At 69.9% G+C, this 21,481-nt stretch carries 23 protein-coding genes and 1 tRNA gene; 12 read left to right on the forward strand and 12 right to left on the reverse strand.

The features are described from left to right. Positions 1-31 precede the first annotated feature (31 nt). Positions 32-892 carry a DUF4062 domain-containing protein gene (locus V2S04_RS14300; protein ID WP_413639051.1) on the reverse strand — a complete coding sequence of 287 codons (861 nt, stop codon included), beginning with the start codon at positions 890-892 and terminating at the stop codon, positions 32-34. 79 nt (positions 893-971) lie between these two features. On the opposite strand from V2S04_RS14300, the gene V2S04_RS14305 reads away from it, so the two are divergent. Continuing rightward, positions 972-1,763: a hypothetical protein gene (locus tag V2S04_RS14305; protein ID WP_413639053.1), complete on the forward strand. Its 792-nt coding sequence runs from the start codon at positions 972-974 to the stop codon at positions 1,761-1,763. After that, entirely contained in the window at positions 1,760-3,271 is a 1,512-nt protein-coding gene (locus V2S04_RS14310) for an ATP-binding protein (RefSeq protein ID WP_413639055.1), read from the forward strand. Before V2S04_RS14305 ends, V2S04_RS14310 begins: the two co-directional genes overlap by 4 nt. Here the strand turns inward: V2S04_RS14310 and V2S04_RS14315 are convergent. Further along, positions 3,247-4,062: a hypothetical protein gene (locus tag V2S04_RS14315; RefSeq protein WP_413639057.1), complete on the reverse strand. Its 816-nt coding sequence runs from the start codon at positions 4,060-4,062 to the stop codon at positions 3,247-3,249. The two genes, V2S04_RS14310 and V2S04_RS14315, sit on opposite strands and share 25 nt — an antisense overlap. Before the next feature lie 86 nt (positions 4,063-4,148). Between V2S04_RS14315 and V2S04_RS14320 the strand changes: the two genes are divergently transcribed. The 5 genes from V2S04_RS14320 (at position 4,149) to V2S04_RS14340 (ending at position 8,536) form a co-directional block, all read left to right on the forward strand. After that, positions 4,149-4,661 (forward strand): hypothetical protein, encoded by a 513-nt coding sequence (locus V2S04_RS14320; protein ID WP_413639058.1) that lies wholly within the window; start codon positions 4,149-4,151, stop codon positions 4,659-4,661. Continuing rightward, on the forward strand, positions 4,658-6,436 hold the full coding sequence (locus V2S04_RS14325; protein ID WP_413639059.1) for a type IV secretory system conjugative DNA transfer family protein: 1,779 nt from the start codon (positions 4,658-4,660) through the stop codon (positions 6,434-6,436). Before V2S04_RS14320 ends, V2S04_RS14325 begins: the two co-directional genes overlap by 4 nt. Before the next feature lie 87 nt (positions 6,437-6,523). Further along, positions 6,524-7,114 carry a hypothetical protein gene (locus V2S04_RS14330; RefSeq protein WP_413639061.1) on the forward strand — a complete coding sequence of 197 codons (591 nt, stop codon included), beginning with the start codon at positions 6,524-6,526 and terminating at the stop codon, positions 7,112-7,114. After that, entirely contained in the window at positions 7,111-7,323 is a 213-nt protein-coding gene (locus tag V2S04_RS14335; RefSeq protein WP_413639062.1) for a helix-turn-helix transcriptional regulator, read from the forward strand. Before V2S04_RS14330 ends, V2S04_RS14335 begins: the two co-directional genes overlap by 4 nt. Beyond that, positions 7,307-8,536, forward strand: coding sequence for a tyrosine-type recombinase/integrase (locus V2S04_RS14340; protein ID WP_413639064.1), 1,230 nt, complete (start codon positions 7,307-7,309; stop codon positions 8,534-8,536). The genes V2S04_RS14335 and V2S04_RS14340 overlap by 17 nt, the downstream gene beginning before the upstream one ends. Positions 8,537-8,744: 208 nt before the next feature. On the opposite strand, the gene V2S04_RS14345 is transcribed toward V2S04_RS14340, so the two are convergent. Then, positions 8,745-8,818 (reverse strand) — tRNA-Pro (locus V2S04_RS14345). Positions 8,819-9,041: 223 nt separating this feature from the next. On the opposite strand from V2S04_RS14345, the gene V2S04_RS14350 reads away from it, so the two are divergent. The 5 genes from V2S04_RS14350 to V2S04_RS14370 all read left to right on the forward strand — a co-directional run bounded on the left by V2S04_RS14350 (position 9,042) and on the right by V2S04_RS14370 (position 12,771). Next, complete coding sequence (locus tag V2S04_RS14350) at positions 9,042-9,626, forward strand: GNAT family N-acetyltransferase (RefSeq protein ID WP_413639065.1); 585 nt, start codon at positions 9,042-9,044, stop codon at positions 9,624-9,626. A gap of 31 nt (positions 9,627-9,657) precedes the next feature. Next, on the forward strand, positions 9,658-10,110 hold the full coding sequence (locus tag V2S04_RS14355) for a hypothetical protein (RefSeq protein ID WP_413639067.1): 453 nt from the start codon (positions 9,658-9,660) through the stop codon (positions 10,108-10,110). 20 nt (positions 10,111-10,130) lie between these two features. Continuing rightward, positions 10,131-10,799, forward strand: a complete 669-nt coding sequence (locus V2S04_RS14360; RefSeq protein ID WP_413639068.1) for a lysoplasmalogenase family protein — start codon at positions 10,131-10,133, stop codon at positions 10,797-10,799. Further along, complete coding sequence (locus V2S04_RS14365) at positions 10,796-11,176, forward strand: RNA-binding S4 domain-containing protein (RefSeq protein WP_413639069.1); 381 nt, start codon at positions 10,796-10,798, stop codon at positions 11,174-11,176. The genes V2S04_RS14360 and V2S04_RS14365 overlap by 4 nt, the downstream gene beginning before the upstream one ends. Positions 11,177-11,244: 68 nt before the next feature. Further along, on the forward strand, positions 11,245-12,771 hold the full coding sequence (locus V2S04_RS14370; RefSeq protein WP_413639070.1) for an HNH endonuclease: 1,527 nt from the start codon (positions 11,245-11,247) through the stop codon (positions 12,769-12,771). Between the two features lie 72 nt (positions 12,772-12,843). Here V2S04_RS14370 and V2S04_RS14375 read toward each other — a convergent pair whose 3' ends face one another. From V2S04_RS14375 to V2S04_RS14415, 9 genes are all read right to left on the reverse strand, one after another. Next, on the reverse strand, positions 12,844-13,770 hold the full coding sequence (locus V2S04_RS14375; RefSeq protein WP_413639071.1) for an NUDIX domain-containing protein: 927 nt from the start codon (positions 13,768-13,770) through the stop codon (positions 12,844-12,846). 53 nt (positions 13,771-13,823) lie between these two features. Next, entirely contained in the window at positions 13,824-14,894 is a 1,071-nt protein-coding gene (locus V2S04_RS14380) for a Glu/Leu/Phe/Val dehydrogenase dimerization domain-containing protein (protein WP_413639072.1), read from the reverse strand. A gap of 103 nt (positions 14,895-14,997) precedes the next feature. Next, entirely contained in the window at positions 14,998-16,518 is a 1,521-nt protein-coding gene (der, locus tag V2S04_RS14385) for a ribosome biogenesis GTPase Der (RefSeq protein ID WP_099195915.1), read from the reverse strand. A 2-nt stretch (positions 16,519-16,520) separates the two neighbouring features. After that, positions 16,521-17,207 carry a (d)CMP kinase gene (cmk, locus tag V2S04_RS14390; protein WP_413639073.1) on the reverse strand — a complete coding sequence of 229 codons (687 nt, stop codon included), beginning with the start codon at positions 17,205-17,207 and terminating at the stop codon, positions 16,521-16,523. Further along, positions 17,200-18,324 carry a prephenate dehydrogenase gene (locus V2S04_RS14395; protein WP_413639074.1) on the reverse strand — a complete coding sequence of 375 codons (1,125 nt, stop codon included), beginning with the start codon at positions 18,322-18,324 and terminating at the stop codon, positions 17,200-17,202. Before V2S04_RS14395 ends, cmk begins: the two co-directional genes overlap by 8 nt. Continuing rightward, positions 18,321-19,130, reverse strand: a complete 810-nt coding sequence (locus V2S04_RS14400) for a pseudouridine synthase (protein WP_413639075.1) — start codon at positions 19,128-19,130, stop codon at positions 18,321-18,323. The genes V2S04_RS14395 and V2S04_RS14400 overlap by 4 nt, the downstream gene beginning before the upstream one ends. Then, positions 19,127-19,771: an SMC-Scp complex subunit ScpB gene (gene scpB, locus V2S04_RS14405; RefSeq protein ID WP_413639076.1), complete on the reverse strand. Its 645-nt coding sequence runs from the start codon at positions 19,769-19,771 to the stop codon at positions 19,127-19,129. Before scpB ends, V2S04_RS14400 begins: the two co-directional genes overlap by 4 nt. After that, positions 19,761-20,603 (reverse strand): segregation and condensation protein A, encoded by an 843-nt coding sequence (locus tag V2S04_RS14410; RefSeq protein WP_413639077.1) that lies wholly within the window; start codon positions 20,601-20,603, stop codon positions 19,761-19,763. Before V2S04_RS14410 ends, scpB begins: the two co-directional genes overlap by 11 nt. Beyond that, the gene (locus tag V2S04_RS14415; protein WP_413639078.1) at positions 20,587-21,477 is read right to left on the reverse strand and encodes a ParA family protein; all 891 of its coding nucleotides are present in this window, start codon (positions 21,475-21,477) and stop codon (positions 20,587-20,589) included. Before V2S04_RS14415 ends, V2S04_RS14410 begins: the two co-directional genes overlap by 17 nt. Between the last annotated feature and the right edge of the window lie 4 nt (positions 21,478-21,481).

Genomic DNA, 21,481 nt, shown 5'->3' on the forward strand with positions numbered 1-21,481 from the left:
CCGCTGTGCCGCACGGTGTAACTACAGATGACTACCCAACGTGGAAGTCTCGGTGCTTGGCGTCATCATCTTCGACCCATTGGATGCGAAGAACCGGGTCATCCGACCCTCCGAAGGTGAACATCACCGGCAGGCGCCGAGTCTGGCCACGGTGGATCGTGGTGGATCCTTCCGGGCCAGCGATGAACATGGCACTGTCCTCGCCAACGCTCTCGAATAGAACGCCTTCCGCGTCGCGATCGCCAGTGTTTGTGATGTCGAGCCAGTGCTTCGTCGTGTAGCGCGGTGCACCCTTCGAGTTCACTCCCGAGATTTCGCGCTCTTGATGGGGCTGAACCAGGAAGTCCACTCCGCTTGGCTGTGACTGCACGGCGGGTGTCGCGTTGAGTTTCAGGGACACAATGTCGTGCTCGATCGCTTTCCAGACCTCGTGATTGAGCTGTTCGGGATTGTTGAACTCGCCGAGCAGTCCGCGGTCCTGCATGTCCTTCTTGAAGGCCCGCAAGGCATCGAGCTGCGCGGTATCGATGTCGTTCGGGAGAGGAGCGGTCGAGAAGTAGAGATGAACAGGTTTGCCTAGCTCCAGCGCTCGGTCTACTTCCTCGGCGGTTCCCGAGATCGCGTCAGGTGTCGGTGAGCCGAGTCGTCCGCCGAACAGCGCGAACACGATGTCCGAATCATCGACGCCTTGTGCATTGATCAGTTTCTGTGGGTGAGCGCCCATGACCGGCACCGCTGAGGTTTCCCAGCGCCACGGTTGGAGGATCACGCCCTTATTCCTCGCGTTCGCGTCGTTCCAGCCGTGTACCGCCTTCTCAACAGCATCGCGAGCCTCTGGCACATCGGAGGGCGAGGCGATCATTACGCGCAACACAGTGGCGACATAGGGCATGGCTACAAGCCTACGGAGAGGGACGGACAGCGGTCCGGCGAAGCGCACCTGACGGGCAACCAAGTGATGGAGACCCGCGATGCCCACGTTCACCGATCCCGCTCGTGACGCCGCGGAGGCGTCCGAGGCGTTGCGCGGGCTCGCGCACGCCACCCGCAGCTTCGCCGACCCGGCCGACACGTACGCGGTGATCGGTGACCTGTTGGCGGGGGTGCGCTCGCTCCGGCAAGTCCTGAACCAGCTCGCCACCGCCCACCTGAACCAGCAGCAGCAGGTGGCCGACGAAGCCCGCGACCCGGCCGGTGGAGCGGTCGAGGCAGTGTCGGCGGCAGACGAGCTGCACCAGGCCGGCACGCTCATCGACCAGGCCCACGACCGGCTCAACGCCGCGATGAGCCACTCCGGCCGGATCGTCTGGAACCCGCCAGCACCGCTGGCGGAACGGTGGGTGGGGGTCGTGTTCCTGCATGGCGAGGACGCCGACCGGGTGCTCGACCTCATCGACCGCGGCGGCGTGGAGGCGGGGATCGAGCATCTGTCCGGCTGGGACTACGGCGACGAGACCACCGACGCCGCCTTGGAGAACGGCGATGTTCACGACCGCGCCCCTGTCTATGCCGGGGACCGGCAGGCCGAGACCGGCGACTACGCGATGACCTACAACCCGCAGGCCGGGCACGTCGCCCTCTACCGGCGACACCTGATCCCCGCCAACGAGGCGATCGATCCGCCCGACGACGCCCCCGTCCCACCGCCGGACCGCCCAGCCGGACGCGATACGGCGAGACGGCGTAGCGGAGTCCGGGACGGTAGCTGGTTCGAGCACCCCGGCGTCGCCGCCGTCAAGCAGGCCCGAGGGCTCTCGTGGTGAGCCCGGACGAGAAGCTGCACACCGCCGTCCTCGTCGCACCGGCCTCCGAACGGCGGCGGCTGCGTAAGCAGCGGCGACAAGCCGCCGCCCGGCTCGTCGCCGAGCAGCGGGAGGCGGAGAAGGCCACGGCCCGCGCGAAGCTGGAGGCTGAGCGCGCCGAACGGCGTGCCACGGTCTACCTACCCTCGGCTGGCGAGCCCGGCCCAGCCGCGCTCCGCACGCCGGGGAGGTTCCGGCTGCCTCGGCACCAGGACACCAGCGCCGTCCTCGCCGGCCACTACCCGTTCCTTGCCGAAGCCGGTCTCGGGCCGCAGGGGATGTTCATCGGGCAGGACCTCTACTCCGGGTCGTCGTTCGTCTACGACCCGTGGGTGCTGTACCGGCGGGGCATCATCACCGCCCCGAACCTGATCCTGGCCGGGATCGTCGGCTCCGGGAAGTCCTCGCTCGCCAAGAGCCTTTACACCCGCAGCCTGCCGTTCGGCTACCGCGTCTACGTTCCCGGCGACCCCAAAGGCGAGCACACCGGTGTCGCCGAAGCGGTCGGCGGGAAGGCGATCATCCTCGGGCACGGGATGGGCAACAGGCTCAACCCGCTCGATGAGGGCTACCGTCCCGGCGGCCTCTCCGATCAGGAGTGGGCCACCACGCTGGCTGCGCGGCGCCGGGACCTGCTTGGCGCGCTCACCGAGACCGTCCTGGCCCGGCCACTGGCGCCGCTGGAGCACACCGCGATTGATACCGCCCTGGCCGGGACGGTCCGCGAGGCCGAGGTGCCAATCCTGCCGATGGTGGTCGACCGACTACTGCGCCCCGACCCGGCCGACGATCCAGACGGCCGACTTGCTGAGGACGGCCGCCAAGTCGGGCACGCTCTGCGACGGCTCGTCGCCGGTGACCTGGCCGGGCTGTTCGACGGCCCATCGACGGTGAGGTTCGACCCGACACTGCCGATGGTCAGCCTGGACCTGTCCCGCGTCACCGAGAACTCCACCTTGATCTCGGTGCTGATGACCTGCTCATCGGCGTGGATGGAAGCCGCCCTCCTCGATCCGAACGGCGGCCGACGCTGGGTCATCTACGACGAGGCATGGCGGCTGATGTCGCACCCGGCGCTCCTGCGCCGGATGGACGCGCACTGGCGGCTCGCCCGCCACTACGGCCTGGCAAACCTGCTCGTGTTCCACAAGCTCACCGACCTGGAGAACGTCGGCGACCTCGGCTCAGCAAACCGCGCCCTGGCGAACTCGCTGCTGGCCAACGCCGAGACCAGGATCGTCTACCGGCAAGAGACCGACCAACTCGGCCCCACCGCCACCGCACTCGGACTCACCGGCACCGAGCAACGCCTCCTACCGGGACTGGGCACCGGGCAAGGGCTCTGGCGCATCAAGGACCGCAGCTTCGTCGTCCAGCACCAGCTCCACCCCGCCGAACTGGCCGCGTTCGACACCACCGCCCGCATGACCGGCAACACCCCGGATCATGCGCGGGCCTCAATGAACTGAAGCATCGAAATAGGCACCGGCGCAGTTGGTGTTCTAGGAAGGTCGACTATCGGGAAGGCGATCCGTACATTGGCGATCTCATCCACTCCGAGCTGCAACCACTCGGTGCAGTCGACGTGAAGAAGGGAGTCAACGAGTTGTCGATCAGCAAGAAGCAGGCTGAGAGGAGCGAAGTGAATCACCGCCGATGCCGCCGGCGTAGTCGCGGTCGCCCACTCACCGCTATCGCTGTCTTGTGACATGCGGACAACGACAGCCTCGTGGCTTCCCTCCACATGGGCCGAGCTTCCGTCCGATGCGATGGCTACCAGGAATCGCATGTCTTGGGGCGCCTGGATCGGGATGCCCTCGCGCACAGCACGCACAAGGTCAGAGTGCGAGTCGATGAGGTTCGGCGTCAGCGCGGTCATGCCCGCAATGGCCGCGCGGATGAATCTGCCAGGACGCACATCGGTCAACTCGCCCGCGATGTGGGTCCGCTCGCCCTTCCATTGCGATCTGAGCAGGTGGCCGGCAAAACAGTGCGCCCATCGGATGTACTCGTCATCCCAGGGGGACGTGCGTGCGCGGCAAGCCTCACAGTGCGCGTACAGGCTCGCACCTCCGAGCTTGGGCCGTCCGTAGCCGAGGCTGTTGTCCTCTGTCGTGCCGCCCCAAGCGAAGCTTCCCTGATTGAAGGCGGCCCTCGGCGGAACGTGAGCTTTGGTCAGCCGGGCTCGGTTCCCGCACAGGGTGCACCTGCCTGTCCTGTCCCGCCGACCAGTCGGCCGAAACCCCTCCTGTCCAGTCATCTTCTCCTCCTCCTAGAAGGCTAACGGCGGAAGCCGAGTTCGCCGTGGGTCGTCCGGCCGGGTGCGGTTCTGGCTCACCTTGCGGCATGAGGAAACCCGAGCCTGAGCCCGTCCCGGTGTCCATTCCGCTCGTCGTGCTCGACGTGCGGGAGGACGGCACCGTGGCCGTCACAGTCGACGGGATCCGGCTGGACCCCGAGCCTTTCGCGCCGCCGTGGCGGCGAGCCTCGTTCGGGCAGATCATCGACCGCGCCACGGATGACCGGACGACTCCGGCGCGGGTCGAGGTCCGTGAGGCAGATGGGACGACCTTCACCGACATCATCGCGGCCCAACGTCGCCGAGCACCTCACCCGACGCCTGAGCCTGAGGAGCCGGCACCGCGGCCGGTATTCCACACCGTCGAAGGCGACGGGTTCGTTCCCGGCGAGGACATCGCGGTCGCCGTCGTCACCGGGCACACCGACGCGTCCGGCACCGGCACGGCCCGCGCTCTCATCGACCCCGCCCGGCTCGGGCCGGACGCTGCGAGCAGCGTCGTGGAGGTGGTGCTGTTCGGCCGTATCTCCGGCACCACGATCATCCGGCGGCTGCCATGAACAGCCAGGGTCGGCAGACCGGTTCGTTCGGTGATGAGCTGACCAACGCGGCCATGATCGGGCTCGTCAGCCTGTTCGGCGTCGCCCTGGTGCTCCGCGGTGCCGGGTCCGTCGCGGCAGTCCTCACCGGCACGAGCCAGCCGACCGGTGGTCCCTCATCCGGGATCGGTGTGCTGTTCGATCCGGGCGATCCCGCTGGCGGCCTGGACGCGCCCGGCCTGAGCCCGGTCGTCTACTGGCTCGTCACGGGCCTCCTGCTCGCGGTGTTGGTCATCGGCGGCGTGTGGGTCTGGTCGCGGCTGCGCCGTCACACGCACCGGGTCGAGCAAGACCCGCGCCGGATGGCGGGCATTGCCACGCGGCATGAGGTCGCTGCCGCCGCGTCCGAGAAGGCGCTGCTGCGCCGCGCCGGGAACCTCCGCCCGGGCTTGGATGATCCTCGCCCGCAAGATGTCGGCTACCGGCTCGGCGCCTCCAAGGGCACCAGCGTGTGGGCGTCGGTGGAGGACTCGATCATGGTCATCGGGCCGCCCCGCTCCGGCAAGGGCCTGCACCTGGTGATCCCCGCGATCCTCGACGCCCCCGGCGCTGTCGTGGTGACCTCCACCCGTCCCGACAACCTGACCGCGACCCTGCGCGCCCGCAGCCGGGTCGGGCCGGTCGCAATCTTCGACCCGCAACACCTCGCCGAAGGCTTGCCCGCGGGGATGCGGTGGTCACCGATCCGGGGCTGTGAGTCTCCGCAGACCGCGATGATCCGCGCCACCGGGCTCGCCGCCGGCACCGGCCTCTCATCCGGCGGCGTCGACGGCGGCGGATTCTGGGAGGGCAAGACCCGCGCCGCGCTGCAAGCGCTCCTGCACGCCGCCGCGATCGACCACCGGCCACCCGCCGAGCTGTTCCGCTGGACCCTCGACCCGACCGCAGCCGCCGACGCGGTGGCGATCCTGACCGGCTCTGGCCAGGCGGCGACCGGCTGGGCCGAGTCCCTGGAAGCGATGATCGACTCCGACCCCCGCACCCGCGACTCCATCTGGCAAGGCGTATCCCTCGCCCTCGGATCGCTCGCCGACCCCCGCGTGCTCGATGCCGTCTCACCCGGTCCCGGCGAAGGCTTCGACCCCGAGCACTTCATCCAGCACAAGGGCACCCTGTTCCTCCTGGCCACCGGGTCCGGTGCGGGGGCCAGCGCCGCGCTCGTCGCGGCGCTCGTGGAAGACCTCATCGAGACCGCCCGCCGTCTCGCCGCACGCTCACCCCGTGCGCGGCTCGACCCGCCGATGCTGCTCGCGCTGGACGAGATCGCCAACCTCTCACCCCTGCCGTCACTGCCAACACTGATGGCCGAAGGCGGCGGCTCGGGCATCACCACGATGCCGGTGCTCCAGTCCCTGGCACAGGCCAGGGACAAGTGGAACGAGCACCAGGCCGGCGCGATCTGGGACGCCTCGATCGTCAAGGTCATCCTCGGCGGCGCGTCCAGCAGCCGCGATCTGCAAGACCTCAGCGCCCTGGTCGGGGAACGCGACGAATACACCGACAGCGTGACGCTGGGCGACCACGGCACCCGCTCGAACCAGCGCTCCGTCCGGCGGGTGCCGATCTTCCCGCCCGACCGCATCCGCCGGCTCCCGTTCGGCACCGGGATCGTGTTGCTGCGCTCCGCACCCCCCATCGTCACCGACCTGCACCCGTGGCCGAAGCGCCCCGACGCCACCCAGCTCACCGCGGACCGTGCGCAGACAGAGGCCCAGCTGCGCCGCTCTGACACCTGAACACGATCCAGTCGCCTCCGCGCCCACCTGCCTGCCACAGCAAGCCCCGGGATGACCGGGGACCGCGAAAGCAGACAGGAGCACACCATGTCCGACGATCCCCGCGACGATGACGCCACCACGGGCGACCTGCACGGCCCGGACCTGGAGGGCGACGGCGACGAGGGCTTCGAGGACCCGCTGGTCGCCGAGCCGCCGCACCCGATCAACTGGAACCTGCTGAACGCCGACGACGCCGAGGTCGAGTGGCTGGAGCTGAACCGGTGGGTGGACTGGCTGCGGCACACATACGGTCTGCCCGCCGCGGTGATCCCGCCCGCCTGGTACACCCACCCGGAGCTGCTGTGGGAGCTGTCCGCACTGCACCTGCACTGGCTGTGTGCCTACGACCCCGAGCAGAACGGCTCCGCACCGCTGGGTTGGCACCGCGACTTCGCCGACGCCCGCCAGCGGCTCCGCGAATGGGTTGCCGCGTCGGGCACGAAGCTCGATCACGACCGCCCCATGAGGCAGACCGTCTGGCCCGGTGAGGTACCCGGCGACCCGATCGAGGACGTGCCGATCATCGACCGGGACGCCGAGTTCGTGGAGTTCGTCATGGCTGACGTGCAGGCGCGCCGCGATGCCGAGGAAGCGTTCTATCGCACCCTCGACCCCGACACCGGAGAAGTGTCATGAGCGATGAGGGAGCGCTCGTGGTGTCGCCCCTGATGCACAGCCGCGAGGTCGCAGCGTACTTGAAGGTCTCGGAATCCACCCTGTCGCGGTGGCGGTCGACCGGCACGGGGCCGCCTTTCCTGCGGCTGGGCGGGATCGCCCGGTACCGGCTCGATGCCGTGGACCGCTGGCTGGGCGAGCTGGAACACGACCATGCCCCGGAGAGCTGAGCCGCAGCCGACCGCCGAGCCCAAGCCGGTCCCGCCGATCGGGGTGAAGGTCTCCACGGACATGGAGCGCCGCTCCTACGGCATCCGAGCCCGTGCCCGGTGGACCGACCCGACCACCAAGCGCCGGGTGACCCGCTCAGAGATCGTGCGGGACGAAGCGGCCGCGCACGCCTTCTTCGACCAGCTCCGCAACTCCTCGACTAAGGGCATGGACGTCTCCATGACGCTGCTGGAGTTCGTCACCTCCATCGGCGACCGGTGGGCGCGGGGCCTGGACCCGACCTCCACCGGCGAGACCTACGGATACGGGCTGAAACTGCGAGTGCTGCCCGCGCTCGGCCATCTGCCGGTCACTCAGATCACCGCCGGGATCATCGACCGCACCATCGACGAATGGGAGAAGCGGCACGGGGCGTCCACGATCAAGAACACCATCGCTCCACTGGTGCGAGTGCTGGACGAGGCGGTGCGCGATGGGTTGCTGACAATCAACCCCGCCAAGAATCGCGCCAAGCGGAGCCTGAACCGCAACGCCTTCCGCGGACAGTCCGCCGAACTCGTCTCCCCGCGGGCGCACGCGATCCCAGACATGAAGACCCTCAACCGACTCGCCGAGGCCTGCGGCAAAGTGCACCAGTCCTACAGCGACTTCGTGATGCTCGCCGCGCTGCTCGCCGCCCGGTCCTCGGAGGTCTCCGGGCTACAGGTCGGAGACGTGGACTTGAGTAAGAACCTCGTCGTGATCCGCAGGCAGGTCTTCCCCGGCAAGGGCGGCCTGGTCACCAAGCCGACCAAGAGCCGCAAAGAGCGGCGGGTGCCGATCCTCGAACCACTCCGCCCCGTGCTGGAACGCCTCACTGAGGGCAAGGAGCCCGAGGACCCTTTGCTGGTCGGCCCGAAGGGCGGCTACCTCACCACCGCGACCGTCCGCGACGCCACCAACTGGGACGGCATCGTCGCGAAGCTCGGGCTGCCCGACCTCACCCGGCACGGCCTGCGTCACACCGGAGCGACCTGGATGGCCGATGCCGGCATTCCGCTGCATGTGCTCCAGGACATCCTCGGTCACGCCTCGATGGAGACCACCCGCGGTTATCTCCACCCCGACGACCGTCACCTTGCGTCCGCGGCCGAGCAGGCCAACGCCTTCCTGTCCGCCGCCGGACAGCGCAAGCAGGCTCGGCGCAGTGGCCCCTCGGCCAGGCGCCTGTGATGCGCGCAGGCGTCGGCAGGAGTGGTCGCGCAGGCGTTCTGGTCCCCTTTTGGTCCCCTTATCCACAGGAGCCGGGATCGGCGCACCCGGTTCGTCCACAGGCGATCGTCGGCGAGAGCGCCGGGGGGACCAGAGGGGGACCACGGAAAACGACCCTCAAACATGATGAAGCCCAGGCGAGAAACCTACTCTCACCAGGGCTTTTCTGTCGGGATGACAGGATTTGAACCTGCGACCCCCTGACCCCCAGTCAGGTGCGCTACCAAGCTGCGCCACATCCCGTTGTTCACTTTTCAGGCCGAAACAGCCCGCTAACCCACTTGACCCCCAGTCAAGTGCGCTACCAAGCTGCGCCACAGCCCGTGGCAGTCCGCACCGAAGCGCGGGCAACTCCACTATCGTAGCCGAACGATTCGGCCACCGCGAACCGGCACCGCCGGGCGTGGCGCACCGCGCGCCGACGCGAGGCGTTGCCGATGTCCGCGCCCCCGCGTAGCGTGCCGACATGGCGACGATCACCATCGAACCGGCGACGAGTCCCCGCTGGGACGACGTGCAGCATGCGCTCTCGGGCGGCGGCGACGGGCGCAGCTGCCAGTGCATCTGGCCCGTCGTGCGCAACAACGTCTGGCAGACGACGACGCTCGACGAGCGACGCGACATGCTCCAGGCCGAGATCGCGGCCGGCCCTCCGCCTGGCCTCGTCGCCTACGTCGACGATGAGGCTGCCGGATGGATCCGCGTCGGACCACGCACCGCGCAGCAGCGCATCCTGCACACCCGGGCCATCGTCGCGGCGACCACCGAGCCGCTCGACGACGGCTCCGTCTGGGCGGTGACCTGCTTCGTGGTGCGCCGGGAGCACCGCGGGCAGGGCCTGAACGGCCGACTCCTGGCATCCGCTCTCGACTACGCGCGCGAGTCCGGCGCACGCCTGCTCGAGGCGTACCCGGTCGACACCTCCACCGGCTCGCACCGGTCGAACGACCTCTACCACGGCACCGTCTCCACCTTCCTCGCGGCCGGATTCGAGCTCGGTCCGACGCTGACCGCAGGACGAGTACTCGTGACGCGCGGTCCGGCCGACTGATCGCCGGCGACTTCGGCGCTACGGTAACCGCATGAGCACCCAGCACGCGGCCATCGAAGACCCGCAACTCGGCACCCTCTCCCGCGCCGAGACGACGCTCGACGATGGCGACGTCGTCACGCACGACTGGTATTCGGGCGCGCTGACGATCGACGGCCGCGAACTCGAGCTGATGATCGACGGGGCCGACGTCGACCAGGTGGGCAGCCTGATCCCTCGCGTCCACGCGGTCGTGGCCGACATCGAGGGCATCAGCCGCCGGGCATCCGATGCGATCATCACTCACTTCAGCGACGGCGAGCCCTCTCCGGACGAGCTGGAGACGGGATCCGACGACCTCGTGCTCGACACCCTCGAGATCACCGATGACGCGACCGTGCTGCACTTCACCGACTCCTGCGGGCGGCACTTTCCCGATGGTTACTGGCCGGCCGTGCATCTCGGGCTCGACGGCACCATCGGCGAGGTCACCGTCGAGGGCTGACCGCTGAATACGATGGGTGGATGCCCCGCAGCATCCGTCCGCTCGACATCGCCGTCTGGACGCCGTACGTCGTTATGGCGATCATCCACGTCATCGCACTGGCGGCGCAGAGTCCGCTCGCGGCGCCGACGAAGCTGACGCTCATGCCGCTGCTCGCGCTGCCCGTGGCAGCCGCAGCCCCGCGGCTGCGTCCGCGCGTCACCGTCGCGCTTCTGCTGACCGCGCTGCTGCTCTCGTGGCTCGGCGACGGCGCTGGCGCGTTCTTCCCCGGAGGCCCCGAGCTGCCGCTCATGCTGCTCTTCTTCGGCCTCGCGCACGTCGTCTACATCGTCGTCTTCCTGCGATTCGCCTCGATCCGCCGACTGCCGCGGTGGGCGCTGCTCTACGCCGCCTGGTGGATCGGGATGCTGGCCGTCGTCGGTCCGCACGTCGGCGGCCTGTTCTTCGCCGTGGCGGCGTACGGCCTGGTGCTCGCCGGCACGGCCGCGACCTCCGCCCGCGGCAACGCGGTCATCGCCACAGGTGGCGCGCTCTTCCTCGCCAGCGATTCGATCCTCGCCTTCCGCCTCTTCCTCCCCGACGCGATGCCGGCCTGGACCAGCCCCGCCGTGATGCTCACCTACACCCTCGGGCAGGGGCTGATCATCGCCGGTGTGATCCGCACCCTGCGATCGGAGAAGGACGGATGATGGATGCCATGAAGCCCGTACGGGTCGACAGCTGGCTGTGGGCGATCCGCATCTACAAGACCCGCTCCGCCGCCACCACCGCCTGCCGTGCCGGACACGTGCGCGTCGGCGGCGAGCGCACCAAGGCCGCGCAGACCGTCAAGCCCGGCGACGAGGTGAGAGTGCGGATGTCGGGATTCGACCGCATACTCATCGTCAAGCAGACCCTGTCGAAGCGCGTCGGCGCTCCGGTCGCGGTGACGGCGTACGAAGACCGCACTCCCCCGCGTGAGCCGTCGGCCATGCTCGCCGTGCGCGACCGCGGAGCGGGCCGGCCGACCAAGCGCGAGCGGCGTGAGATCGACCGGCTGCGCGGTCGCGTTCCGCACGACGACTGACTCGCCGAGTTGTCCACAGGCGGGCTGCACGCCGCCCGAATGTCGTACGTATGTTCTACTCTGAACTCATGGCGAACGAGATGCAGGCTCTCATCGAACGGCGCATCGCGCTGCTCGACGAGTGGGCGGTGAAGCAGCGTGAGATCGCGGCGCTGCAGGCCGAGGCGTCGGACCTGCTCGCTCGTCGGTGGGAGCTGTGGCAGGACGAGGTGTCGGCCGCACCGCAGCACCGGGATGCCATCGAGCGGTCGATGATGGCCGAATACGCCGCAGCGGGCCGTGTCGCGCAGGGTTCGATGACGTTCGCGTTCACCGACGCTCATCTGCTGGCGACGGAGTTCGAGACGGTGCATGCATCGTTCGCCGCAGGGCGCATCACCCCTCGCCACGTGCGCGAGATCCTGCGCGAAGCCGGGCCGGTGCGCGAGGCGATCGAGACCGGTGCGGTCGAGGCCGGCACCCTGCTGCTCTACGAGGCTGCCGCCCTCGAGACAGCCGAGAACGACACCGCGGCGCGCACCCGGGCACAGGCGCGCCGCATCGCCGCAGCGCTGGCAGGGTCGACGGTCGTCGAGCAGCATGAGCGCGCTGCGGCCGAGCGCACGGTCACGGTGCGCTCGATCGGCGACGGGCTCGTGCTGCTTCAGGCTGTCCTCCCTGAGCATCTGGGAGTCGCCATTCTCGACCGGCTCACCAGGATGGCCCGGCACATGCAGAAGCACCCTGAGGACCGCGACCCTGACCTCGGCCCGTCGGAGCCGGAGGACGTCGGGCTCGACCCCGAGACCCTGCTGCCGCTGGACGACCGCGCGTCGGATGCCGACGGCGATCTGACGGAGGGCGCGATCTTCGGATCGCACACCTTCACGGCCGACCCGTTCGAGCCGCCTCTCGACCCGAAGTTCCACGATGACAGCCCCTGCATCACCCACGTCCCCGACGACACGAGGACGATGGATCAGCTGCGCACCGACCTGTTCACCGACCTGCTGCTCGCATCGATACCCACCGAGGCGCACGGAACGGGGCTGGAGAACATCCACGCCACCATCCAGGTGACGGTCGCCGCCACGACCCTCGTCGGAGAGGACGACCTCCCCGCCGAACTCGACGGACGCGGGCCGCTGGATCCGGCCGTCGCCCGCTCGCTCTCCGGTCTCCGCACGGGCTGGACGAGGCTGTTCCTCGACCCCGCCGGCATGGTCGTCGAGACCGAAACCTACACGCCCACCGAGCAGATGCGCCGGTTCCTGCGGGCGCGGGATCAGCACTGCCGATTCCCCGGATGCCGTGCTCCGATCCACCGGTGCGAGATCGATCACAATGAGGACTGGGCGCTGGGCGGAAAGACCCACATCGACAACCTCGCGCACTTCTGCGCCAGACATCACCCGCTCAAGCACCCCGACATCCCCGACAGTCACCGGTGGTACGCACGCCAGCTTCCCGACCGCTCGGTCGAATGGGTCAGCCCGAACGGGCGGCGCTATCGCGACAGGCCGAATCGTCGGGTGATGTTCGTGCCCTCGGTCGAGCCACCTGGTCCGTGGGACTCACTCGGGTCGGGCGACCCTCCGGAGCAGCCTCCGTTCTGACCAGCTGCCGTAGGGCCAGCCGCGAGCATCCATCTGGCGGAGCAGCCTCCGTTCTGACCAGCTGCCGTAGTGTCAGCCGCGAGCATCCATCTGGCGCAGCAGCCAGCCGGCCGGCTCGACCCGCGCGCCGACATCGTCGAGCCGCGCGGCGAGTCCTCGGTCGCTGGTCACCGCGATCACCTCGGCCCCGTCGACGCCGAGGCGGCGGGCCTCTGCGACGATCGCATCGTCCCCGGCCCCCTCGGCGCGGACGATGGCGACGCGGGCGCCGTGCGTCTGGTGGCGGGCATCCGGGATGTCGCGGGCGGCTCCCTCCACGACCATCGACACCGGGGGGAACCAGCGATCGGCTTCGAGGCTCAGCTCGTCGGCCTCCACCCCGGCGGCGGCCCAGGCCGACAGCCGCGCATGCAGCCGCGAGGCGGCACCCGCGCGATCCTTCCACCAGCCGTCCGGCACCGAGCCGACGACGTTCGCCGCGTCGACCACGATCGCCGGATGCACGGTCAGCAGCGAGCGCAGCAGCGGCCACGATGCCGCGAAACCCGGGTGCAGCGGCCGCTGATCGACCTCGTCGACCGCAACCCACTCCAGGGCGAGGCTCTCGGGATCGCTGATCACCGGATCGAACGGGGCGAGCACATCGGCGACGACCGTGGTGTACGACCAGATCCGCAGGTCGAGCACCCGCGCGAACCGGGCGTGCAACGCGCCGTCGGGGATGCCGGCCTCTTCCTGCGCTTCGCGCAGAGCACCGTCGAGCGCCGTCTCGTCCCGGTGCAGCGCCCCACCGGGGATCCCCCAGGTGCCGCCGAAGTGACTCCAGCCGACCCGATGCTGCAGCAGCACGCCACGCGACGGGTCGACGGCGAGAACCCCGGCCGCGCCGTAGCGCCCCCAGTACTTCTCACCCGTCTCGGCGACGACCCACGCGTCTCCCGGGTCCTGCGGCCCGTTCGGGCGACGCGGCTCATCGGGGCCCGGGGAAACGATCGTCACTCCCCCAGCTTTTCATGCCGCGACGCCCACAGGCGCGACGGACGCCGAGAAGATCAGCGTGCGGCGACCGCGGCCCCTGCCCGCAGCCGCGACGCGGCGAGCTCCTCGGCGGCGAGCAGCGGCGTCACACCCCGGGCCTCGGCGTCGTCGAGGATCCGGCGAACGGTGTCGCCGATCCCAGCCACGCGCTGCATGATCTCCTCGCTCGACCCGATGCGCTTCGCCTCGAGGTCGAGGTAGATGACGCCACCGGCGTTCACGACGAAGTCGGGGGCGTACAGCACACCGCGCTGCGCGAGGCGGTCGGCACCCGACCGATCGGCGAGCGGGTTGTTCGCGGGACCGCACACGGCCTTCACCTCGAGCGCGTCGATGACCTCGTCGGTGAGCACACCGCCGATGCCCGCCGGCACGAACACGTCGCCGGCGATCAGATGCTCGGTGCCGGGCTCTACCCAGGTGGCCCCGATCTCCTCGGCGAACGCCCGGCGGGCGGGGTTGATGTCGGTCACCGTCAGCTGCGCTCCCTGCTCGGCGAGGCGGGAGGCCAGTCGGCCACCGACCTGTCCGAGGCCCGAGATCGTGATGCGACGGCCCGCGGCCTCCGCCGAGCCGGTGACCCGCTCCAGCACGGCCTGCAGGGACGCGTACACGCCGAGGCTGGTGGGGCCGGCCGGCTCGCCCGAGCCGCCCACGGTCGACGGCAGTCCGACCACGTGCTGCGTGCGCTCGCTGACGGTGAGCATGTCGTCGGTGGTCGATCCGACATCCTCCGCCGTGCGGTACAGCCCGCCCATCAGCTCGACGGCGTCGCCGAGGTCGAGGAAGGCGTCACGACGACGGTCGGCGTCGAGAGTGTCACCGGGTGCGAGCCCGATCACGGACTTGCCGCCCCCGGCGTCCAGACCCGCCGCGGCGTTCTTCAGCGTCATCGCCGCCGACAGCCGCAGCGCATCGCCGAGCGCGTCGCTCCAGTGCGGATAGGTCCACAGCCGCGCGCCTCCCAGGGCGGAGCCGAGCACAGACGAGTGCAGCGCGACGGCGATGAACAGCCCGCTGCGCTGACCGGTGATCACCTCCACGCGCTCGTGGGTGAAATCGGGCAGGGGCAGGGTGTGCGTCATCGCAGTCTCCATCGCGCGGGCCTCGTGGGCGGTGCGTCGGACGCCGCGGTGTTGCGGCATCCGACGCCATTATCCCGCCGCTGACGCGCGGAGAGCCAATCGGTCAGCGCTGACGGCGCTCCCGCACGCGCATATTGATGACGATCGGCGTGCCCTCGAACTCGTACAGCTCGCGCAGGCGCCGCTGCACGAAGCGACGGTAGCCGGGGTCGAGGAATCCGGTCGTGAAGAGCACGAACGTCGGCGGACGCGTCGATGCCTGGGTGCCGAACAGGATGCGCGGCTGCTTGCCTCCCCGAAGCGGGTGCGGGTGGGCGGCGACGAGCTCGGTGATGAACGCGTTGAACTTGCCGGTCGGGATGCGGCGGTCCCAGTTCTCGAGCGCCTGCTCCAGGGCGGGCACGAGCTTGTCGAGGTGACGACCGGTCTTCGCCGAGATGTTCACCCGAGGTGCCCACGCCACGTGCGCGAGGTCCTGCTCGATCTCGCGCTCGAGGTAGCGGCGCCGGTCGGCGTTCTCCATGTCGTCGTCCGACAGACGGTCCCACTTGTTGAACGCCAGCACGAGCGCACGGCCCGACTCCAGCACCATGTCGATGATATTCAGGTCCTGCACGCTGATCGGCTGCGAGACGTCGAGCACGACGACTGCGACCTCGGCCTTCTCGAGCGCGGCCGACGTGCGCAGCGACGCGTAGAAGTCGGCGCCCTGCTGCAGGTGCACACGGCGACGGATGCCGGCGGTGTCGACCAGACGCCACATCTTCCCGCCCAGCTCGACGATCTCGTCGACCGGGTCGCGGGTGGTGCCGGCGAGGTCGTTCACGACCACGCGCTCCTCGCCCGCGGCCTTGTTCAGCAGCGACGACTTGCCCACGTTCGGGCGGCCGATGATGGCGACCCGGCGCGGGCCGCCGATCTCCGCCTTCGCGACGGCCGACACCTCGGGCAGCTTCGCGATCACGAGGTCGAGCAGGTCGGCCACGCCGCGACCGTGGATGGCCGAGACGGGGTGGGGCTCACCGAGGCCGAGGTTCCACAGCGGAGCGGCCTCCGGCTCCTGGCGCGCGTCGTCGATCTTGTTAGCGACGAGGAACACCGGCTTGCCGCTCTTGCGCAGCAGCTTGACCACGTGCTCGTCGGTGGAGGTGGCGCCGACCTTCGCGTCGACGACGAACAGCACCATGTCGGCGAGGTCGATAGCGACCTCGGCCTGGGCTGCCACCGAGCGGTCGATGCCCTTGGCATCCGGCTCCCACCCGCCCGTGTCGACGAGCGAGAACCGACGATCGCTCCACTCGGCCTTGTACGTCACTCGGTCGCGTGTGACGCCGGGGGTGTCTTCGACGACGGCCTCACGGCGGCCGAGGATGCGGTTCACCAGCGCCGACTTGCCGACGTTCGGGCGGCCCACGATCGCGACCACCGGCAGGGCGGGCGAGTACTCGATCCCGTCCTCTCCGCGCTCCACGCCTGCGAGCAGGTCGGCGTCGTCATCCTCGAGCTCGTAGTCGCCGAGCGATGCGCGCATCGCGGCGGCGCGCTGTTCGGCGAAGTCCTCGTCGAGCGAGGCCATCTTCTCGGCGAGATCATCCGGTGCGCCGGTGTACTCTTCATCGGCCATGTTCAAGCTCCTCTGTCAGCGTCGCGCCGCTGGGCGATCACCGCGAGCACGGCGTCGATGGTCTGCGCGAAATCAAGTTCCGTGGAGTCGACCACGTCAACGCCCTCCGCGGCGTTGAGGAAGTCGACGACGGCGCTGTCGGATGCGTCGCGCTTGTGCAGCGCTTCCGCGACAGCGGCGGCGTTCTCGCCCGCGAGCTCGCCGGCGCGCCGGGCGGCGCGCACCTCCGGCGCGGCGGTGAGCAGGATCCGCACGGGCGCGTCGGGCGCCACGACGGTGGTGATGTCTCGTCCCTCGACGATCACGGCGGGATAGTCGGATTCGGCGACGATGCGGCGGAACATCTCGTTCACCTGCACGCGGATCTCGGGAACCCGGGCGACTCCGCTGACCGCGCTCGACACCCGCGGCTCGCGGATCGCCGCGGTCACGTCGACGTCGCCGACGCGCACGACCCGGTCGTCGGGGTCGAGTCCCTGCGAGAACGGGAAGTCGGATGCCGCGGCTCGGACCGCATCGGCGTCCGCCGTGTCGTCACCGCGGTCGAGCACGTGCCAGGCGAGTGCCCGGTAGGCGGCTCCGGTGTCGAGGTAGCCGTAGCCCTCGCGGCGCGCGACCTCCTTCGAGACGCTGGACTTGCCGGATCCGGCGGGTCCGTCGATCGCGATGAACTTCGAAGCGTCAATCATTGGTGTTCCCCGCAATCCGCCAGCCGCGCTCTTCCAGCCCGTCGATCGCGCCGCGCAGCGCGGCGGGTGCCACGCTGATCTCGGCGAGACCGAACTGCGCGCCCGGAGAGTGCTCCAGGCGCAGGTCCTCCACGTTCACGCCCAGCTCGCCCAGCTCGCCGAACAGGCGTCCCAGCTGACCGGGGGTGTCGTCGACCATGACGACCATGGTCTCGAAGTGCCGGTTCTGGCCGTGCTTGCCCGGCAGGCGCTCGACGCCCTCGTTGCCCTGGCGGATGGCATCCGCCACCGTGCGCCGGGCCCCCGGCGCATCCGGCTCGCGAAGCGCGTCGGCGACCTCCTTGAGGTCGACGGCCAGCGCGTCGAGCAGCTCGACGACGGGCGCGGCGTTCGCGCCCAGAATCTGCACCCACAGCTCGGGGGCCGACGCGGCGATGCGTGTCGTGTCGCGCACCCCCTGGCCGGCCAGGCGCAGCGAGCCCTCCTCGGCCTCGGCCAGACGGCCGGCGAGCAGGCTCGCGACCACCTGCGGCACGTGCGAGGTGAGCGCGACCGAGCGGTCGTGCTCCTCGGGGGTCATCTCCAGCGGCATCGCGCCGACGTCGAGGGCGAGAGCCTCGACGAGGGCGAGATCGGCGGCGCGGGTCTCGTCATCGCGGCAGACCACCCACGGGCGACCGATGAACAGGTCGGCGCGCGCGGAGATCGCTCCCCCGCGCTCGCGACCGGCGAGCGGGTGCGAGCCGATGTAGCGGGTGAGGTCGATGCCGCGACGGCGCAGCTCGTCGAAAGGCTCGAGCTTCACGCTGGCGACGTCGGTGACGACCGCATCCGGATGCGCGCGGAGCTCGGCCTCGATGACATCGGCGGTGACATCCGGCGGCACGGCGACGACGATCAGTCGCGGCGCGTCGTCGTCGCGCGCGGCTCGGCCGGCGCCGTAGTCGATCGCGAGACGCAGCTGCGACGGCGAGGCGTCGGCGAGCACGACGTCGACACCCTTGGCGCTGAGGGCATGCCCGATGCTGGAGCCGAGAAGGCCCGCCCCGACGACGCGCACCGTCCCCGAGAGCCGCGCGGCGTTCCGCGACGCGCGCACGCTGTGGGAATCGCTCACTCGTTCTCCTGAGGGCTGTCGTGCGCTCGGCGCTGCTCAGCGGCAGCGGGCGCCGGGGAATCCTGGCGCGACAGGGTCAAAAGTGCGCCTCGTTCGATTTTAGTCAGCTCGCGCGCCTTGCCGACCGGGAGAGTTCCCAGGTGCAGCGGGCCGAACTGGCGGCGCACCAGCTCGTCGACCGGATGCCCCACCGCCGCCATCATGCGCCGGACGATCCGGTTGCGTCCCGAGTGCAGCGTGAGCTCGACCAGGCTCGACCCTCGCGACACGTCGAGGAGCCGGGCTTTGTCGGCCTTGATCGGTCCGTCGTCGAGCTCGATCCCCCGGGTGAGCGTGGCGATGGTGTGCGCGGTGACCGCCCCGGACACCTTCGCGATGTACACCTTCGTGACTCCGAACGACGGGTGCGCGAGCACGTGGGCGAGCTCGCCGTCGTTTGTGAGGATCAGCAGGCCGCTCGTCTCGGCATCCAGTCGCCCGACGTTGTACAGCCGCTCGGGCCACTCCTTCGTGAAGCGGCGCAGGTCGGGTCGGCCGTTCTCGTCGCGCATGGTGCTGACCACGCCCGTGGGCTTGTTCAGCATGACGTAGCGCTTCGAGACGTCGAGCTGCACGGCGGTGCCGTCGACGTCGATGAGGTCGGTCTCGGGATCGATGCGGGTGCCGAGCTCGGTGACGGTCGCGCCGTTGACCCGGATGCGCCCTTCGACGATGTACTGCTCGACGACGCGGCGGGATGCCACGCCGGCGTTCGCCAGCGCCTTCTGCAGGCGGACGCCCTCGGGCTGGTCGCGGTCTGTGCTCATCCGATCATCCCCTCTTCGAATCCGTCGGCGCCGTCGTCGAGCAGCGGCGAGATGGGCGGCAGCTCGTCGATCGAGTTGATGCCGAGGTGCTGCAGCAGCTGATCGGTGGTGCCGTAGTTGATCGCCCCCGTCTCGGAGTCGGCGAACAGCTCGGTGATCAGCCCCCGCGCGAGCAGGGTGCGAACGACCGAGTCGACGTTGACGGCGCGGATGGACGCCACCTGGCCGCGGGTCACCGGCTGCTTGTAGGCGATCACGGCCAGCGTCTCCAGGGCCGCCTGCGACAGCCGGGCCGGCGCCTGGCCGCCGACGAAGTCCGCGACGAGGTCGTCGTGATCCTCACGGACGTACAGCCGCCATCCGCCGCCGACCTCCCGCAGCTCGAAGCCGCGTCGCGGGCCGTGGCCGCGGCCGTCGTAGTCGTCCACCAGCTGCTCGAGCACCTGCCGCACCGCGGGCACCGGCGCGTGCACGGCGGCGGCCAGGGCGACCAGCGCGATCGGCTCGTCGACGATCAGCAGGATCGCCTCCACCCGCTCGGCGATCGGCGTCTCGGCCGTCGCCTCGACGCTCGGCGCGTGAGTGCTCGCCTGCTCGTCGGCGGGAGTCGCCACGGCGACGGCATCCGTCTCATCGGTCATAGTCTGCTCCCAACGTGGCCAGCTGCTCGTCCGACCAGCTCTCCGCCGACCAGCGCAGGGTCAGCTCGCCGAGCGGCTCGAGCTGCTCGAACGACAGCGCGGCGTGGCGGTACAGCTCGAGCACCGAGATGAAGCGCGCCACCACGATGCCCGCCTCGGCGACGCCGGCGACGAGCTCGCGGAAGGTGAGCGACTCGGTGCTGCGCAGCAGCGTCACGACCACCGCGGCCTGCTCGCGGATGCTCACCAGCGGCGCGTGCAGGTGGTCGAGCCCGACGGTCGGCAGCTCCTTCGGGGTGAACGCCATCAGCGCGGTCGCGGCGAAGTCGGCCGGCGACAGCGTCCAGATCAGCTCCGGTGTCCTGCTGCGATGCTTCTCGTCGAGCGGCGCGGCACGCACGTGGCGGCGGTCCTCGCGCTGCAGGCATCTCGCGAACCAGGTCGAGACCTCCTTGAAGGCGCGGTACTGCAGTAGCCGTGCGAAGAGCAGGTCGCGCGCCTCGAGCAGCGCCACGGATTCGGCGTCGACCAGCTCTCCCTGCGGCAGCAGTCCCGCGATCTTCATGTCGAGGAGGGTGGCTGCGACCACCAGGAACTCCGAGGCCTGGTCGAGCTCGGCTTCGCCGTCGAGCTCTCTCAGGTACGAGATGAACTCGTCGGTGACGCGGCTCAGCGACACCTCGGTGATGTCGAGCTCGTGCTTGGAGATGAGATTCAGCAGCAGGTCGAAGGGACCGTCGAAGTTCGACAGCGACACCCGGAACGCTTCGACCGGCTCAGCGCGGCGGCCGGGCTCGTCGACGGCGGTCTCGTGCTCAGGCGACGGCGCCACGGGCGACCAGCTCCCGCGCCAGTCGCAGGTACGCCTGTGCTGCGGCGTGCTCGGGCGCGAACTCGGTGATGGGAACACCCGACACCGACGCGTCGGGGAACTTCACGGTGCGGCCGATCACCGTCTCGAGCACGTCGTCGCCGAACGCCTCGACGACGCGCTCGAGCACCTCGCGGGAGTGCAGCGTGCGCGGGTCGTACATCGTGGCGAGCAGGCCGTCGAGCTCGATGGCGGGGTTGAGCCGGTCGCGCACCTTGTCGATCGTCTCGATCAGCAGCGCCACACCGCGAAGCGCGAAGAACTCGCACTCGAGCGGGATGAGCACGCCGTGCGCGGCGGTCAGCGCGTTGACCGTGAGCAGGCCGAGCGACGGCTGGCAGTCGACGAGGATGACGTCGTACTCCCCCGACACGTGCCGCAGCACGCGAGAGAGGATCGTCTCCCGTGCGACCTCGTTGACGAGGTGCACCTCGGCGGCCGACAGGTCGATGTTCGCCGGCAGCACGTCGAGGTTCTCGACCGAGGAGTGCACGATCGCCTCGCGCGGGTCGCGCTTGGTGTCAAGCAGCAGGTCGTACACCGTCGGCACGTCGTGGGTCTGGATGCCCAGGCCCGCCGACAGCGCGCCCTGCGGGTCGAAGTCCACGGCGAGCACCCGGCGGCCGTACTCGGCGAGGGAGGCCGCGAGGTTGATCGAGGTCGTCGTCTTGCCGACGCCGCCCTTCTGGTTGCACAGCGCGATGATGCGCGCGGGGCCGTGCCCGTCGAGGGGCGCCGGGGTCGGGAACCCCTGATAGGGACGACCGGTCGGGCCGATGGGGGTGTCGTCACCCTTCGTCGCCTTCGACCTGCTCTTCGTCACCTTGTCCGCCATCCTG

Source organism: Microbacterium sp. OR21 (genome assembly GCF_047306785.1).
GTDB lineage: Bacteria > Actinomycetota > Actinomycetes > Actinomycetales > Microbacteriaceae > Microbacterium > Microbacterium esteraromaticum_E.

Bases quoted from the DNA above. Each gene is read 5' to 3' on its own strand.
- V2S04_RS14320 (WP_413639058.1), top strand. From the start codon at position 4,149: ATGAGGAAACCCGAGCCTGAGCCCGTCCCGGTGTCCATTCCGCTCGTC.
- cmk (WP_413639073.1), bottom strand. From the start codon at position 17,207: ATGATTGACGCTTCGAAGTTCATCGCGATCGACGGACCCGCCGGATCC.
- V2S04_RS14305 (WP_413639053.1), top strand. From the start codon at position 972: ATGCCCACGTTCACCGATCCCGCTCGTGACGCCGCGGAGGCGTCCGAG.
- V2S04_RS14300 (WP_413639051.1), bottom strand. From the start codon at position 892: ATGCCCTATGTCGCCACTGTGTTGCGCGTAATGATCGCCTCGCCCTCC.
- V2S04_RS14350 (WP_413639065.1), top strand. From the start codon at position 9,042: ATGGCGACGATCACCATCGAACCGGCGACGAGTCCCCGCTGGGACGAC.
- V2S04_RS14360 (WP_413639068.1), top strand. From the start codon at position 10,131: ATGCCCCGCAGCATCCGTCCGCTCGACATCGCCGTCTGGACGCCGTAC.
- V2S04_RS14370 (WP_413639070.1), top strand. From the start codon at position 11,245: ATGGCGAACGAGATGCAGGCTCTCATCGAACGGCGCATCGCGCTGCTC.
- V2S04_RS14415 (WP_413639078.1), bottom strand. From the start codon at position 21,477: ATGGCGGACAAGGTGACGAAGAGCAGGTCGAAGGCGACGAAGGGTGAC.
- der (WP_099195915.1), bottom strand. From the start codon at position 16,518: ATGGCCGATGAAGAGTACACCGGCGCACCGGATGATCTCGCCGAGAAG.
- V2S04_RS14380 (WP_413639072.1), bottom strand. From the start codon at position 14,894: ATGACGCACACCCTGCCCCTGCCCGATTTCACCCACGAGCGCGTGGAG.
- V2S04_RS14365 (WP_413639069.1), top strand. From the start codon at position 10,796: ATGATGGATGCCATGAAGCCCGTACGGGTCGACAGCTGGCTGTGGGCG.
- V2S04_RS14355 (WP_413639067.1), top strand. From the start codon at position 9,658: ATGAGCACCCAGCACGCGGCCATCGAAGACCCGCAACTCGGCACCCTC.
- V2S04_RS14330 (WP_413639061.1), top strand. From the start codon at position 6,524: ATGTCCGACGATCCCCGCGACGATGACGCCACCACGGGCGACCTGCAC.
- V2S04_RS14400 (WP_413639075.1), bottom strand. From the start codon at position 19,130: ATGAGCACAGACCGCGACCAGCCCGAGGGCGTCCGCCTGCAGAAGGCG.
- scpB (WP_413639076.1), bottom strand. From the start codon at position 19,771: ATGACCGATGAGACGGATGCCGTCGCCGTGGCGACTCCCGCCGACGAG.
- V2S04_RS14335 (WP_413639062.1), top strand. From the start codon at position 7,111: ATGAGCGATGAGGGAGCGCTCGTGGTGTCGCCCCTGATGCACAGCCGC.
- V2S04_RS14340 (WP_413639064.1), top strand. From the start codon at position 7,307: ATGCCCCGGAGAGCTGAGCCGCAGCCGACCGCCGAGCCCAAGCCGGTC.
- V2S04_RS14325 (WP_413639059.1), top strand. From the start codon at position 4,658: ATGAACAGCCAGGGTCGGCAGACCGGTTCGTTCGGTGATGAGCTGACC.
- V2S04_RS14315 (WP_413639057.1), bottom strand. From the start codon at position 4,062: ATGACTGGACAGGAGGGGTTTCGGCCGACTGGTCGGCGGGACAGGACA.